The following is a 14,332-nucleotide window of genomic DNA, read 5'->3' as shown; positions in this document are numbered from 1 at the left end:
GCAGGTGGGGAAAGCTCGATATACTTTCATTCTTCGTTGGCCCGGTAGCTCAGTTGGTAGAGCAGCGGATTGAAAATCCGCGTGTCGATGGTTCGATTCCGTCCCAGGCCACCAGCAGTTCCAACCCCAAGAATCGGAAGGTTCTTGGGGTTTTTCGTTTGTGGTGGGCATCGCGTGCGCGGCAGCATTCGCGCAGGCATGATAAAATCCGTTCCCGCTCAATGACTTAGCGCATCGTTGCATGCGCACGGCAGGCTGCCAGTGATGCGCCGCCGTGACGCGCGGCAACGATGCCGCGCGATGGGCGGTATAAGCGCTCCGCCGCGTTCGCGGCCGACCGCGCTGCCTATACTGGTCGAGCCGGCGCAGGCCGGTACGCGTCGGGCCGCCCGGCGGCAGCCGGCCCCGGGGCGCAGCGCGACGCGAGCCTACACATTCACGGAGTATCACGGTGATTCGGACAGACGCTAAAGACGGCGCGCTCGTGTTGTTTTCCGGCGGGCAGGACTCGGCCACGTGCGTGGCGTGGGCCCTCGAACGCTACCAGACGGTCGAGACCCTCGGCTTCGATTACGGCCAGCGACATCGTGTCGAGCTCGAATGCCGCGAAGGCGTGCGCGAAGCGCTGAAGCGCGACTTTTCCGCGTGGACGGACCGGCTCGGCGACGATCACATGATCGACCTGTCGGTGCTCGGCGCGATCAGCGATACCGCGATGACGCGCACGATCGAGATCGAGACGACGGCGAGCGGCTTGCCGAACACGTTCGTGCCGGGCCGCAACCTGCTGTTCATGACGATCGCCGCGGCGATCGCGTATCGCCGCGGGCTGCGCGTGCTGGTCGGCGGGATGTGCGAGACCGATTTTTCGGGCTACCCCGACTGCCGCGACGATACGATGAAGGCGCTGCAGGTCGCGCTGAATCTCGGGATGGATACGCGCATCGTGCTCGAGACGCCGCTGATGTGGCTCGACAAGGCGCAGACGTGGCAACTCGCCGAACAGCTCGGCGGCGAGGCGCTCGTCGAACTGATCCGCGTCGAGACGCACACGTGCTACGTGGGCGAGCGCGCGGAACTGCACGACTGGGGCTTCGGCTGCGGCGAGTGCCCGGCCTGCAAGCTGCGCAAGCGCGGCTACGAGGCCTACCTGAAGGGCGAGCGGGTGACCGAAGCGCCGCTGTGACGCGGCTGCGCCGGCAGCGCTTGATGAATAACGGATTCTGATCGACAACGAGCGGCGCGAGCCGGACGACGGACGATGACTTACGCGGTCAAGGAAATTTTCTACACGTTGCAGGGCGAGGGCGCGAACGCGGGCCGGCCGGCCGTGTTCTGCCGGTTCGCCGGCTGCAACCTGTGGTCGGGCCGCGAAGAGGATCGCGAAGAAGCCGTGTGCCGCTTCTGCGATACGGACTTCGTCGGCACCGACGGCGAGAACGGCGGCAAGTTCAAGGACGCCGAAGCGCTCGTCGCGACGATCGCCGGCCTGTGGCCGGACGGCGAAGCGCACCGCTTCGTCGTCTGCACGGGCGGCGAGCCGATGCTGCAGCTCGACCAGCCGCTCGTCGACGCGCTGCACGCGGCCGGCTTCGAGATCGCGATCGAGACCAACGGCTCGCTGCCGGTGCTCGAATCGATCGACTGGATCTGCGTGAGCCCGAAGGCCGACGCACCGCTCGTCGTCACGAAGGGTAACGAACTGAAGGTCGTGATCCCGCAGGACAACCAGCGGCTGGCCGATTATGCGAAGCTCGACTTCGAGTATTTCCTCGTCCAGCCGATGGACGGCCCGTCGCGCGACCTCAATACGAAGCTCGCGATCGACTGGTGCAAGCGTCATCCGCAGTGGCGCCTGTCGATGCAGACCCACAAATATCTGAACATTCCCTGAGCCACGGCCTTTGACATCGTGCTGATTACCCGAAAACTCGAATTCGACGCGGGCCACCGCATTCCCGATCACCGCAGCCAGTGCAGGAACCTGCACGGCCATCGCTACGTGCTCGAAATCACGTTGCGCGGCGATCTCGTCGATACCGAGGGCGCTCCCGACCGCGGCATGGTGATGGATTTCGCCGACGTGAAGGCGCTCGCGATGGAGCACCTCGTCAGCAAGTGGGACCATGCATTCCTGGTCTATGCACGCGACGACGTCGTGCGCTCGTTCCTCGAACAGATGGCCGACCACAAGACTGTCGTGATCGACCGGATCCCGACCGTCGAGAACCTCGCCGCGATCGCGTTCGACCTCCTCGCGAACGTGTACGACGCGCACTATGGCGTGAACCTGCGCCTCGAGCGCGTGCGCCTGTACGAAACCCCGAACTGCTGGGCCGACGTCGAGCGCCAGCCCGGCCGCTGATCCTGCCTTTCCGGCAGCCCCGCCGGCCGGCGCGGGCTGCCCGTCACCGTGCCCTTCGGCCCTGTCCCGCGCCGGCGCTGCTCCCCGTCCGTTCCCACATTCCGCGCAACGCCGCGCTATGATCGTTGCGTGGCACCGTAAAACGCACCCTTGCGCGGTCGCGCGGCCCGCGCTGTCAGATCGGCTGTTCACGGCCGACTAACGTTGAAGGGCGCGGTCTGGCGCCGCCGCGCTGTGCTGCCCGGCGTGTTGCGCCCCGCTTCGCCTGATGCTTGTCCCGTTCGATTGCCGTTCCGTCCAGGAGGCCGTATCGATGAGCACGCTCACCAATTCCCTCAAACAACGCCTGCGAGACGGCGACGAGCCGCTGTATGGCCTGTGGCTGTCGCTCGGCAGCGACTCGGTCGCGGAAGCGCTCGCGCACGCCGGCTACGACTGGCTCTGCATCGACATGGAGCACGCGCCGAACGACAGCCGCGACGTCGTGGCGCAGTTGCGCGCGATCGCCGCCGCGCACCTGCCGAGCGAACCCGTCGTGCGCGTGCCGGCACGCGAGCCGTGGCTCGTGAAGCGCGCGCTCGACGCCGGCGCGCGCACGCTGATGTTTCCGTGCATAGAAACGCCCGACGACGCCGCGCACGCGGTGCGGCTCACGCGCTTCCCGTCGCCGGAATCGCCTGACGGGCTGCGCGGCGTCGCGGGCATGGTGCGCGCGGCGGCGTTCGGCATGCGCCGCGATTACGTGCAGACGGCGAACGCGCAGGTCGCGGTGATCGTGCAGATCGAATCGGCGCGCGGCGTCGACGAAGTCGAGCGGATCGCGGCGACGCCCGGTGTCGACTGCCTGTTCATCGGCCCGGCCGATCTCGCGGCGAGCCTCGGGCACCTCGGCGACATCCGCCACCCGGACGTCGAAACCGCGATGGCGCGCGTGCTCGCGGCCGGCAAGCAGGCCGGCGTCGCGGTCGGCATCTTCGCGGGCGACGCGGTGGGTGCGCGGCAGTACCGCGACACCGGCTACCGGATGATCACGCTGTCGGCCGACGTGAGCTGGCTGCTGCGTGCGACGCGGCAAGCGCTGCAGGAGGTACGGTCATGAACGTCGGCGACGGCGCGTCTTGCGGGCGCGCGCAGGGTGCGGCCGGTGCGCGCGGGCGGTTCGGCGCGATGCTCGGCCTGTGGGCCGTGTGTGTCGCGGCGGCCGCGCAGGGCGCGCCGCAAGCGAAGCCCGATCCGTCGCGCGAGACGCAATCGGCGGTCGCCGACTACAACGCCGGCGATTATCGCGCGGCGTTGGTGCAGTTCCACGACGCGGCCGAGCGCGGCGATCGTCTCGCGCAGTTCAACTACGCGATGATGCTGCTGACGGGCGAAGGCGTGACGGCGAACGTCGACGAAGGGTTGCGCTGGCTGAAGCGCGCGGCCGACGCGAACATGTCGCATGCGCAGTACGTGTACGGCCGGATGTTCGACGACGGCGAGTTCGTCGCGCGCAATCCGGCCGAAGCGCATCGCTGGTTCCTGCGGGCGGCGAAGCAGGGGCACGTGCAGGCCGAGCTGTCGCTCGCGAACCAGTTCCTCGACGGACGCGGCACGCCGCGCGACAACCGGCAGGCGTTCGCGTGGTACAAGCAGGCCGCCGATGCGGGCGAGCCGACCGCGCAGTACGTGACCGCGTCGTTCTACGAGCGCGGCGGCGACGGCGTGGCGCAGAACCTGAACATCGCGCGGGCCTATTACGCGGCGGCGGCCGCGCAGGGCGACGAGACGGCCGGATTGAAATTCAAGGAGCTGAGCGCGCGGCTGAAGGCGCAGGGGCCGGCGTCGGGCGTCGGTGCTGAGCCGGGGAGCCCGCGCGCGGCACCGCAGTGAGCAGGCGACGCGCCGCGTTGCCGCGTTCGAAACGCACGATAAAAAAACGGCGCCGGGGCGCCGTTCTTCTTTGCCGCGCGGTCAGCTCTTCATCAGCCGCCGCTGTCGCCCGACGCTCATGATCATCCCGATCGCGATGCCGAGCGTCGCGAGCGCGGTGCCGCCGTAGCTCATGAACGGCAACGGCACGCCGACGACCGGCAGCACGCCGCTCACCATCCCGATGTTGACGAACGCATAGACGAAGAACGCGAGCGTGAGCGAGCCCGCGAGCAGGCGGCCGAACAGCGTCGCGCCCTGCGCGGCGATATAGAGCCCGCGCGCGATCAGCGCCATGTACAGCGTCAGCAGCACGATCCCGCCGACCAGCCCCCATTCCTCCGAGAACACCGCGAAGATGAAGTCGGTGTGCTTCTCCGGAATGAATTCGAGGTGCGCCTGCGTGCCTTTCAGGTAGCCCTTGCCGAGCACGCCGCCCGAGCCGATTGCGATCACGGCCTGGATCGTGTGGAAGCCCTTGCCGAGCGGGTCGGAGGTCGGGTCGAGCAGCGTGCACACACGGTGCTTCTGGTAGTCGTGCATCAGCGGCCACTGCACTTCGGGCTGACAGATGCGGTCCTCGAACACGGCGATCGACCCGACCGCGATCACGCCCGCGACGAGCACCGGCACGATCAGCTTGAACGACAGGCCGGCGAGGTAGATCACGAAGAAGCCGGCCGCGAACACGAGCAGGCCCGTGCCGAGGTCGGGCTGCTTCGCGATCAGTCCGACCGGCACCATCAGGATCCCGAACGCGGCGAGGAAGTCGTACCAGCGCAGCCCGCCTTCGCGGCGCTGGTAGTACCACGCGAGCATCAGCGGCGTCGCGATCTTGAGGATCTCGGACGGCTGGATCACGACGCCGACGTTCAGCCAGCGCTTCGCGCCCTTCTTCGTCATCCCGAATAGCGCGACCGCGATCAGCAGCGCGACCCCGAACGTATAGAGCGGGACCGCGAAGCGCATCAGCGTGGTCGGCGGGATGTTGGCGATCACCCACATCAGCACGAACGTCAGCAGGATGTTGCGCAACTGGTCCTCGACGCGGCCCGGCATGTCGATCGCCGCGCTGTACAGCGTGACGATGCCGACGCACAGCAGCAGGAACACGATGAGGGCGAGCGGGCGGTCGAAGCCCGCGAACATCTGCTTGATCTTGTCGAGCCAGGCGCGCTTGTCGAATTGCATGCCTTTCTCCGTTAATGCGCGGTGCCGGCGTCCGCCGCTTTCGCGGGGGCCGTCGCACGGTGGTTGTCGTCCCGCGGCGTGGCGACGAGCGGCTGCGCATCGCTGGCGGGCCGGCGCGGCCGGTGCGGGCGCCGGATCGGCGGCAGGCTCGCGGCCATCGGCGCCGCGGCGCTCGCGTTGGCCGGCTGCGCTGCGTTTGTACCGGCCGCACCCGACGCATCGGGCGCCGACGCGGCCGATGCCGTATCCGCCGCGCTGGCCGCGGTCGGCACGACGGGCTGCGGCAGCGCCTTGAAGCCGGCCGCGACGGCGGCGGGCTTGTTCGCATCGCCGATCACCGGTGCATTCACGGGTTCGGTCGCCGACGCCGCGGCAGCCACGGCCGCGGCTTCGTTCTGCGGGTTCTGGCGCTCGACGAGGAAGAAGTCGAGCACGCGGCGCGCGATCGGGCCCGCGGCCTGTGCGCCCCAGCCGCCGTTCTCGACGACCAGCGCCAAGGCGATCTGCGGATGGTCGACCGGCGCGTACGCGATGAACAGCGCGTGGTCGCGCAGATGCTCGGCGAGCAGGTGGCCCTTGTAGTTGGAGCCCTGCAGCGAGAACACCTGAGCGGTACCGGTCTTGCCGGCGGCGAGATACGGTGCGCCGCGGAACACCTTGTACGCGGTGCCGGACGGGTTCTCGATCACGTTCTCCATCCCGCGCTTCACGACGTCGATGTCGGCCTGCTTGAGCGGGATGGTTTCACTTTCCTTCGGCACGGTCAGGCGGCGCCCGCGCGTGATCGGATCCTCGACTTCCTTCACGAGGTGGGGCTTCATCACGACGCCGTTGTTCGCGAGCGTCGCGGTTGCGTGCGCGAGCTGCAGGATCGTGAACGAGTTGTAGCCCTGGCCGATCCCGAGGCTGATCGTCTCGCCGTCGAACCACTTCTGCTGCGCGGGCTTCTTGAACGCCTTCTTCTTCCAGTCGGTCGACGGCAGGATCCCGCGCGCCTCGCCCTGGATGTCGATCCCGGTGATCTGGCCGAAGCCGAACGGCTTCATGAAGTTCGCGATCGCGTTCACGCCGAGGTCGCGCGCGAGCATGTAGAAGTAGGTGTCGTTCGACACCATGATCGCCTTGTTCATGTCGACCCAGCCCTGGCCCGAGCGCACGTCGTTGCGGAACGTGTGGCCGCCGAACGTGAAGTAGCCGGGATCCTGGAATCCCCAGCCCGGCGAGCGCTTGCCGAGCGTCAGGCCCGCGAGCGCCATGAACGGCTTGTACGTCGAGCCGGGCGGGTAGGTGCCGTGCAGCGGGCGGTTCAGCAGCGGCTTGTCGGTCGAGTTGTTCAGCTCGTCCCAGGTCTGCTGGTCGATGCCGTCGACGAACGAATTCGGGTCGAAGCTCGGCGACGACACGAACGCGAGCACGTCGCCCGTCTTCGGCTCGATCGCGACGAGCGCGCCACGCTTGCCGGCGAACGCCTGCTCGGCAACCTGCTGCAACCCGATGTCGAGCGACAGCACGAGGTTGTTGCCGGGCGTCGCCTGCGTGCGCGACAGCGTGCGCACGGGCCGGCCGCCGGCCGTCACCTCGACTTCCTCGAAGCCGGTCAGCCCGTGCAGCTCGGTCTCGTAGCTCTGCTCGACGCCGATCTTGCCGATGTAGTCGGTGCCCTTGTAGTTGTTCGCGTCGCGGCGCGGATCGTAGTTTTCCTGGTCGCTGTCGTTGTCGTCGCTCATCGCGTCGATGCGATCCTGGTCGCGCTTCGAGATCCGGCCGATGTAGCCGATCACGTGCGCGGCCGTCGTGCCGAGCGGATATTGGCGGAACAGCCGCGCGCGCACGTCGACGCCGGGGATGCGGAAGCGCTGCGCGGTGAAGCGCGCGACTTCCGCGTCGGTGAGCCGCGTGCGGATCGGCAGGCTCTCGAAGTTCTTCGAGTCTTCCTGCAGCTTCTTGAAGCGGCGGCGGTCGCGTGCGTCGATCGGGATGATCTCGGACAGCTTGTCGATCGTGTTGTCGAGCGTGTCGTCGAGCTTCGACGGCGTGATCTCGAGCGTGTACGCCGAATAGTTCTTCGCGAGGATCACGCCGTTGCGGTCGGTGATGATCCCGCGGTTCGGCACGATCGGCGCAACCGAGATGCGGTTTTCCTCTGCCTGCAGCGCGTATTTGCCGTGCTGCATCAGCTGCAGGTAGAAGAAGCGGCTCGCGAGCAGCCCGAAGCAGACGAACACGAACACGCCCGCCGCCGCGACGCGCAGGCGGAACTTCGAGAGCTGCTGTTGGGTGTCGTTGAATTCGGTCATGCGGTTGAGCGTCTATCCGACCCGCGCGCGGGCGGGCGAGGTGCCGCCCCGGAGCGCGGCGCGCGGCGGGTTTGGGGGCGGCGGGTATTCAAGGTCGTCCGGCTCAGATGGGGCGCGTGTCGTCCGGATCGACCGGGCGACGTTGCGGCATCAGCAGCAGGTGGCTCGCGATCGGCCACAGCGCGGCCTCGACGAAGCCGTCGACCAGGTAGCGCCAGCCCGGGAACGCGGCGCCCATCAAGAGACGAATCACGAACGGCACGAGCTGCGCGACGACGAGCAGCGGCGTGACATACAGCACCTGCACGCCGATCGGCATCCACAGCACGCGGCGGTGGATCGTGATCGCGCCGTACGACAGCAGCGTATAGGCGAGCGCGTGCTCGCCGAGCAGCCCCGCGTCATGCACGTCCATCAGGATGCCGAGCGCGAACGCGACGCCCATCCCGACCTTGCGCGGCTGGTGGATGTTCCAGAACAGCAGCACGAGCGCGACGAAGTCGGGCACGCCGGGCAGGCGGCCCCACGGCATCAGGTTCAGCAGGAATGCGGCGGCGAGGCTGAAGACGATGAAGTACGGATTGACCGGCTGCAGGATGTATTGCGGGCGGTTCATCGCTGGGCTCCTGGTTGCCCGGCCGAGGGCTTCGCGGGCGCGGCGTCGGGCTTGCCGGGAGCGGCGGGCGCAGCCGGCGCGGGCTTCGCGCCGGGCTGGGCGGCGGCGGCCGGCTTTGCGTTCGCGTCGGCCTTGTCGGCTTTCTCGCCCTTCGCGGCGGCTTTCGCGCCCTTCTTGCCGCCCTTCGCGTTCTTGTCGGCGGCCGGTTCGAGCTCGACCGGGCGCGGCGGGATGTCGTTCTGGTAATGCAGCACGAGCATCTGGCGCGCGCCGCGCACGGCCGCGACCGGCGCGCACGTCACGCGCGCGAATGCGGTATCGGCGAGCTTGTCGACGCGCGCGACCTTCGCGACCGGCAGGCCAGGTGGATAGACGCCGTCGAGGCCGCTCGTGACGAGCTCGTCGCCGACGACGAGATCCGCGCTCGTCGGCACGAAGCGCAGGTCGAGCGAATCGCCCTTCGGCGTGCCGTAGATCACGCTGCGCAGTCCGGTGCGCAGCACCTGCACCGGAATCGCGAGATCGCGGTCGGTGACCAGCGTGACTTCGGACTGCAGCGGGAACACGCGCGTGACCTGGCCGACCACGCCGTCCTCGCTGACCACGGGCGCGCCGTTCTGGATGCCCTGCTGCGAACCTTGCCCGACCACGATCTTCTGCGTGAACGGATCGCTCGTGTCGTACTGGATCTCGACCGGCGTCGATTGCGTCGCGATGTGCTGGCGCAGTTCGAGCACCGCGCGCAGGTGCATGTTTTCCTGCGCGAGCACGGCGGCCTGGTTGGCCTGCGTCGACAGTTGCAGGTTGCGCTTGCGGAGGTCGTCGTTCTCGTGGCGCAGCGACGAGCCGGTGACGGCGATGTCGGCCGCGCCCATGAACAGGTCGCGCGGCACGAGCGCCGCGCGCTGCAGCGGATAGAGCACGGTGCCGAGCACGCCGCGAACGATTTCGAGCGTGCTGAAGCGCGCGTCCGACACGAGGAGCGCGATGGCGAGGGCAACGAAGAAGATGAGCCGCGCGAGCGCGGGCGGACCTTGCTTGAAGAGGGGCGGCGGACTGTATTCCATGGTCGGCGCCGGGCGCGTGTGATCGGTTAAATGATGCTCAGACGCGCAAACGGCGCGGCGGTTCGTTCTGAACGAGCGATCCGGCCACGCCGCAGGTGCGTCATGTCAAGAAACTGCCTAGACGATCACTCGTACGAGAAGATGCTGCCCAGCTTGTCCATGCGCTCGAGCGCCATGCCCGAACCGCGCACGACGCAGGTGAGCGGATCTTCCGCGACGAGCACCGGCAGGCCGGTTTCTTCGGCGAGCAGGCGGTCGAGATCGCGCAGCAGCGCGCCGCCGCCCGTCAGCATCATCCCGCGTTCGGCGATGTCGGCGCCGAGTTCCGGCGGCGTTTGTTCGAGCGCGATCTTCACCGACGACACGATCTGGTTCAGCGGATCGGTCAGCGCTTCGAGGATTTCGTTGCTGGAGATCGTGAAGCTGCGCGGAATGCCTTCCGACAGGTTGCGGCCCTTCACTTCCATTTCCTTGACTTCGGAGCCCGGGAACGCGGAGCCGATTTCCTTCTTGATCGCCTCGGCAGTCTGTTCGCCGATCAGCATCCCGTAGTTGCGGCGGATGTAGTTGACGATCGCCTCGTCGAACTTGTCGCCGCCGACGCGCACCGAGCCCTTGTACACGATGCCGCCGAGCGAGATCACGCCGACTTCCGTCGTGCCGCCGCCGATGTCGACGACCATCGAGCCGGTGGCTTCCGACACCGGCAGGCCCGCGCCGATCGCGGCCGCCATCGGCTCCTCGATCAGGTAGACCTGCGATGCGCCGGCGCCGTGCGCGGCTTCCTTGATCGCGCGGCGCTCGACCTGGGTCGAGCCGCACGGCACGCAGATGATGATGCGCGGCGACGGCGAGAACATGCGCGACTCGTGCGCCGTCTTGATGAACTGCTTGATCATCTGCTCGGTGACGGTGAAGTCGGCGATCACGCCGTCCTTCATCGGGCGGATCGCCTCGATGTTGCCCGGCACCTTGCCGAGCATCTGCTTGGCTTCCTTGCCGACCGCCTGGATCGTCTTCTTGCCGTTGGGGCCGCCTTCCTGACGAATCGACACGACGGACGGTTCATCGAGCACGATGCCCTTGCCGCGCATGTAGATCAGGGTGTTTGCGGTGCCGAGATCGATCGCGAGATCGTTGGAGAAGTAGCTGCGCAAAAAACCGAACATTCAGAATCCTGTTTCGCTCTGGGCCGGCCCTGCATAGCGAACGCTGAGGGCGGGCAGCGGAAAAAATAACAGCCTCGGGAAGCGTGGCGGAAGCGGCCGCCGCGGCGCACGAAGCTGCGAGTGATGTCTACCGGGGATCGCACGAAGCACGCACGGCTTGCCGAAGTGGGGCGAAACGGTGCGGGAAAAGGCTGCCGGGTTTGGGTCGAACGCGTAATGATACCTTATAATTTCACGGTATTTGAATCGAAACGGGCGGTATTTTTGCCGCTTCAGTCCCGATTTTTGAGGGTGGGATCGCACCCTCCAACCCCCCGCAGCAGCGCTGCTTTCAATGCGCTGCGCAGCCTTGTTTTTTCCGGTGATCGCATGGCCCTGACCCTGACCGATGTGAAACGCATCGCGCACCTGGCGCGACTCGAAATGGCCGACGCCGACGCCGAGCACATGCTCGGCCAGCTCAATGAATTCTTCGGCCTCGTCGAGCAGATGCAGGCGGTCGACACCGCCGGCATCGCGCCGCTCGCCCACCCGATCGAACAGATCCAGGAAGTCGCGCAGCGCCTGCGCGACGACGCCGTGACGGAAATCGTCCATCGCGACGACAACCAGCGCCCGGCGCCGGCCGTCCAGGACGGCCTCTATCTCGTGCCGAAGGTGATCGAGTAAGCATTCGACGACAAGCGCGCCGGCCAGCGCCGCGCGCCACCCAGAATTCCCAGGAAAACCACTCAATGCACGCAAAAAGCCTGACCGAACTGCGCGCCGCGCTCGCCGCCAAGGAATGCTCGGCCGTCGAGCTCGCGCAGCTCTACCTGAAACGGATCGACGCCGCGCGCGGCCTGAACGCGTTCGTCCACGTCGACGCCGATCTGACCCTCGCGCAAGCGAAAGCCGCCGATGCCGAACTCGCGCGCGGCGCGGGCGGCGCGCTGACCGGCCTGCCGATCGCGCACAAGGATGTGTTCGTCACGCGCGGCTGGCGCTCGACCGCCGGCTCGAAGATGCTCGCAAACTATGAAAGCCCGTTCGACGCGACCGTCGTCGCCCGCCTGCAGGCGGCCGGCATGGTCACGCTCGGCAAGACCAACATGGACGAGTTCGCGATGGGCTCGTCGAACGAGAATTCGGCGTTCGGCGCGGTGAAGAACCCGTGGGACACGAACGCGGTGCCGGGCGGCAGCTCGGGCGGCAGCTCGGCTGCCGTCGCCGCGCGCCTCGCGCCGGCCGCGACCGGCACCGACACCGGCGGCTCGATCCGCCAGCCCGCGTCGTTCGCGGGCGTGACGGGCATCAAGCCGACTTACGGCCGTGTGTCGCGCTACGGGATGATCGCGTTCGCGTCGTCGCTCGACCAGGGCGGCCCGATGGCGCAGAGCGCGTCCGACTGCGCGCTGCTGCTCAACGCGATGGCCGGTTTCGACGAGCGCGACTCGACGAGCCTCGAGCGCGACGACGAGGATTTCACGCGCCACCTCGGCCAGCCGTGGGCGGCCGGCAACGATGCGGGCAAGCCGCTCGCGGGCCTGCGCATCGGCTTGCCGAACGAGTATTTCGGCGACGGTCTCGCCGACGACGTGCGCGCGGCGATCGACGCGGCACTGAAGCAATATGAAGCGCTCGGCGCGACGCTCGTGCCCGTGTCGCTGCCGAAGACGGAACTGTCGATCCCCGTGTACTACGTGATCGCGCCGGCCGAGGCGTCGTCGAACCTGTCGCGTTTCGACGGCGTGCGCTTCGGCCATCGCGCCGCGCAGTACGGCGACCTGCTCGACATGTACAAGAAGTCGCGCGCCGAAGGCTTCGGCCCCGAGGTGAAGCGCCGGATTCTCGTCGGCGCGTACGTGCTGTCGCACGGCTACTACGACGCGTACTACCTGCAGGCGCAGAAGATCCGCCGCATCATCGCGCAGGATTTCCAGGAAGCGTTCGAGTCCTGCGACGTGATCATGGGCCCGGCATCGCCGACGGTCGCATGGGATCTCGGCGCGAAGGGCGACGATCCGGTGCAGATGTATCTCGCGGATATCTACACGCTGTCGGTGAGCCTCGCCGGCCTGCCCGGCATGAGCGTGCCGTGCGGCTTCGGCGCGGGCGCGAACGCGAAGCGCCCGGTCGGCCTGCAGATCATCGGCAACTATTTCAACGAAGCCCGGATGCTGCAGGTCGCCGACGCGTTCCAGCGCGCGACCGACTGGCACAAGCAAGTTCCGGCAGGAGTGTAAGCACCATGACTCAATGGGAAGTCGTTATCGGTCTCGAGACGCACGCGCAACTGTCGACCGTCTCGAAGATTTTCTCGGGCGCGTCGACGCAGTTCGGCGCCGAGCCGAACACGCAGGCGTGCCCGGTGGACCTGGCGCTGCCGGGCGTGCTGCCGGTGCTGAACCGCGGCGCGGTCGAACGCGCGATCCGCTTCGGTCTCGCGATCGGCTCGACCATCGCGCCGCGCAGCATCTTCGCGCGCAAGAATTATTTCTACCCCGATCTGCCGAAGGGCTATCAGATCAGCCAGTACGAGATTCCGGTCGTGCAGGGCGGCCAGATCACGATCCAGGTGCCCGCCAACGAAAAGGCCGGCAAGGAAGCGTACGAGAAGACGGTCAACCTGACCCGCGCGCATCTCGAGGAAGATGCGGGCAAGTCGCTGCATGAAGACTTCGCCGGGATGACGGGGATCGACCTGAACCGCGCCGGCACGCCGCTGCTCGAGATCGTCACCGAACCGGAAATGCGCAGCGCGGCCGAAGCCGTGGCCTATGCGAAGGCGCTGCACGCGCTTGTCGTATGGCTCGGCATCTGCGACGGCAACATGCAGGAAGGCTCGTTCCGGTGCGATGCGAACGTGTCGGTGCGGCCGGTCGGCCAGGAGAAGTTCGGCACGCGCGCGGAAATCAAGAACCTGAACTCGTTCCGGTTCCTCGAGGAAGCGATCAACTACGAAGTGCGCCGCCAGATCGAGCTGATCGAGGACGGCGGCGAAGTCGTGCAGGAAACCCGCCTCTACGACCCGGACAAGCGCGAGACGCGTTCGATGCGCAGCAAGGAAGACGCGCACGACTACCGCTACTTCCCCGACCCCGACCTGATGCCGCTCGTGATCGGCCAGGACTGGATCGAGCGCGTGCAGTCCGGGATGCCCGAGCTGCCGGCCGCGATGCAGCAGCGCTTCGTCGAGCAGTACGGCGTGTCCGCGTACGACGCGGGCGTGCTGACGTCGAGCAAGGCGATGGCCGCGTATTTCGAGGCCGTGGTCGCGAAGGCCGGCGCGGCGAACGCGAAGATCGCCGCGAACTGGCTGATGGGCGACGTGTCGTCGCAACTGAACCGCGACGGCATCGAGATCGACGCGATTCCGGTGTCGGCGGCCCAGCTTGCACTCGTGCTGCAGCGCATCGCCGACGGCACGATCTCGAACAAGATCGCGAAGGAAATCTTCTCGACGATCTGGGACGAGAAGGCGGACGACGAAGGCGCGGCCGACCGCATCATCGACGCGAAGGGGCTGAAGCAGATCTCCGACACCGGCGCGCTGGAAGCGATCATCGACGAGGTGCTCGCGGCGAACGCGAAGTCGGTCGAGGAATTCCGCGCGGGCAAGGAAAAGGCGTTCAACGCGCTGATCGGCCAGGCGATGAAGGCGACGAAGGGCAAGGCCAATCCGCAGCAGGTCAACGAACTGCTGAAGAAGAAGCTCGGCTGAACATGATCGCGCG

Annotated in this window: 13 protein-coding genes and 1 tRNA gene; 9 read left to right on the top strand and 5 right to left on the bottom strand. The window is 67.4% G+C overall.

Annotated features, from left to right (window positions below; all coding sequences use genetic code 11):
- The first annotated feature begins 38 nt into the window (after positions 1-38).
- The 6 genes from BT264_RS11340 (at position 39) to BT264_RS11315 (ending at position 4,237) form a co-directional block, all read left to right on the top strand.
- Positions 39-114: transfer RNA gene (locus tag BT264_RS11340), tRNA-Phe, on the top strand.
- A 337-nt stretch (positions 115-451) separates the two neighbouring features.
- On the top strand, positions 452-1,186 hold the full coding sequence (gene queC / locus BT264_RS11335) for a 7-cyano-7-deazaguanine synthase QueC (RefSeq protein ID WP_034179351.1): 735 nt from the start codon (positions 452-454) through the stop codon (positions 1,184-1,186).
- A gap of 75 nt (positions 1,187-1,261) precedes the next feature.
- Positions 1,262-1,894, top strand: coding sequence for a 7-carboxy-7-deazaguanine synthase (gene queE / locus BT264_RS11330; RefSeq protein WP_072437609.1), 633 nt, complete (start codon positions 1,262-1,264; stop codon positions 1,892-1,894).
- An 18-nt stretch (positions 1,895-1,912) separates the two neighbouring features.
- Positions 1,913-2,365 (top strand): 6-carboxytetrahydropterin synthase QueD, encoded by a 453-nt coding sequence (gene queD, locus BT264_RS11325; RefSeq protein WP_006477472.1) that lies wholly within the window; start codon positions 1,913-1,915, stop codon positions 2,363-2,365.
- Positions 2,366-2,678: 313 nt separating this feature from the next.
- Positions 2,679-3,464, top strand: coding sequence for an HpcH/HpaI aldolase family protein (locus BT264_RS11320; protein ID WP_072437608.1), 786 nt, complete (start codon positions 2,679-2,681; stop codon positions 3,462-3,464).
- Complete coding sequence (locus BT264_RS11315) at positions 3,461-4,237, top strand: tetratricopeptide repeat protein (protein WP_072437607.1); 777 nt, start codon at positions 3,461-3,463, stop codon at positions 4,235-4,237. Before BT264_RS11320 ends, BT264_RS11315 begins: the two co-directional genes overlap by 4 nt.
- Before the next feature lie 81 nt (positions 4,238-4,318).
- Here the strand turns inward: BT264_RS11315 and rodA are convergent, their stop codons facing one another.
- From rodA to BT264_RS11290, 5 genes are all read right to left on the bottom strand, one after another.
- A complete protein-coding gene (gene rodA, locus BT264_RS11310; protein WP_034179347.1) occupies positions 4,319-5,467 on the bottom strand; it encodes a rod shape-determining protein RodA in 1,149 nt (382 codons plus the stop codon).
- Positions 5,468-5,478: 11 nt separating this feature from the next.
- Positions 5,479-7,764, bottom strand: coding sequence for a penicillin-binding protein 2 (gene mrdA / locus BT264_RS11305; RefSeq protein ID WP_072437606.1), 2,286 nt, complete (start codon positions 7,762-7,764; stop codon positions 5,479-5,481).
- A 103-nt stretch (positions 7,765-7,867) separates the two neighbouring features.
- A complete protein-coding gene (gene mreD / locus BT264_RS11300; protein WP_006482567.1) occupies positions 7,868-8,380 on the bottom strand; it encodes a rod shape-determining protein MreD in 513 nt (170 codons plus the stop codon).
- On the bottom strand, positions 8,377-9,447 hold the full coding sequence (gene mreC, locus BT264_RS11295; protein WP_072437605.1) for a rod shape-determining protein MreC: 1,071 nt from the start codon (positions 9,445-9,447) through the stop codon (positions 8,377-8,379). Before mreC ends, mreD begins: the two co-directional genes overlap by 4 nt.
- Positions 9,448-9,572: 125 nt before the next feature.
- Positions 9,573-10,616: a rod shape-determining protein gene (locus BT264_RS11290; RefSeq protein WP_004189550.1), complete on the bottom strand. Its 1,044-nt coding sequence runs from the start codon at positions 10,614-10,616 to the stop codon at positions 9,573-9,575.
- A gap of 369 nt (positions 10,617-10,985) precedes the next feature.
- Here BT264_RS11290 and gatC point away from each other — a divergent pair, with 369 nt between their 5' ends.
- The 3 genes from gatC (at position 10,986) to gatB (ending at position 14,319) form a co-directional block, all read left to right on the top strand.
- On the top strand, positions 10,986-11,285 hold the full coding sequence (gene gatC / locus BT264_RS11285) for an Asp-tRNA(Asn)/Glu-tRNA(Gln) amidotransferase subunit GatC (protein ID WP_072437604.1): 300 nt from the start codon (positions 10,986-10,988) through the stop codon (positions 11,283-11,285).
- Between the two features lie 65 nt (positions 11,286-11,350).
- Positions 11,351-12,841, top strand: a complete 1,491-nt coding sequence (gatA, locus tag BT264_RS11280; RefSeq protein ID WP_072437603.1) for an Asp-tRNA(Asn)/Glu-tRNA(Gln) amidotransferase subunit GatA — start codon at positions 11,351-11,353, stop codon at positions 12,839-12,841.
- A 5-nt stretch (positions 12,842-12,846) separates the two neighbouring features.
- The gene (gatB, locus tag BT264_RS11275) at positions 12,847-14,319 is read left to right on the top strand and encodes an Asp-tRNA(Asn)/Glu-tRNA(Gln) amidotransferase subunit GatB (RefSeq protein ID WP_072437602.1); all 1,473 of its coding nucleotides are present in this window, start codon (positions 12,847-12,849) and stop codon (positions 14,317-14,319) included.
- Positions 14,320-14,332 lie beyond the last annotated feature (13 nt).

Origin of the sequence: Burkholderia sp. NFPP32 (assembly GCF_900119325.1) — a bacterium.
GTDB lineage: Bacteria > Pseudomonadota > Gammaproteobacteria > Burkholderiales > Burkholderiaceae > Burkholderia > Burkholderia pyrrocinia_C.
Note: the sequence above shows the minus strand (reverse complement) of the source record. Positions and strands in the feature narration are given on the sequence as shown.

Bases quoted from the DNA above. Each gene is read 5' to 3' on its own strand.
- queE (WP_072437609.1), top strand. From the start codon at position 1,262: ATGACTTACGCGGTCAAGGAAATTTTCTACACGTTGCAGGGCGAGGGC.
- BT264_RS11320 (WP_072437608.1), top strand. From the start codon at position 2,679: ATGAGCACGCTCACCAATTCCCTCAAACAACGCCTGCGAGACGGCGAC.
- BT264_RS11315 (WP_072437607.1), top strand. From the start codon at position 3,461: ATGAACGTCGGCGACGGCGCGTCTTGCGGGCGCGCGCAGGGTGCGGCC.
- rodA (WP_034179347.1), bottom strand. From the start codon at position 5,467: ATGCAATTCGACAAGCGCGCCTGGCTCGACAAGATCAAGCAGATGTTC.
- mrdA (WP_072437606.1), bottom strand. From the start codon at position 7,764: ATGACCGAATTCAACGACACCCAACAGCAGCTCTCGAAGTTCCGCCTG.
- mreD (WP_006482567.1), bottom strand. From the start codon at position 8,380: ATGAACCGCCCGCAATACATCCTGCAGCCGGTCAATCCGTACTTCATC.
- mreC (WP_072437605.1), bottom strand. From the start codon at position 9,447: ATGGAATACAGTCCGCCGCCCCTCTTCAAGCAAGGTCCGCCCGCGCTC.
- BT264_RS11290 (WP_004189550.1), bottom strand. From the start codon at position 10,616: ATGTTCGGTTTTTTGCGCAGCTACTTCTCCAACGATCTCGCGATCGAT.
- gatC (WP_072437604.1), top strand. From the start codon at position 10,986: ATGGCCCTGACCCTGACCGATGTGAAACGCATCGCGCACCTGGCGCGA.
- gatA (WP_072437603.1), top strand. From the start codon at position 11,351: ATGCACGCAAAAAGCCTGACCGAACTGCGCGCCGCGCTCGCCGCCAAG.
- gatB (WP_072437602.1), top strand. From the start codon at position 12,847: ATGACTCAATGGGAAGTCGTTATCGGTCTCGAGACGCACGCGCAACTG.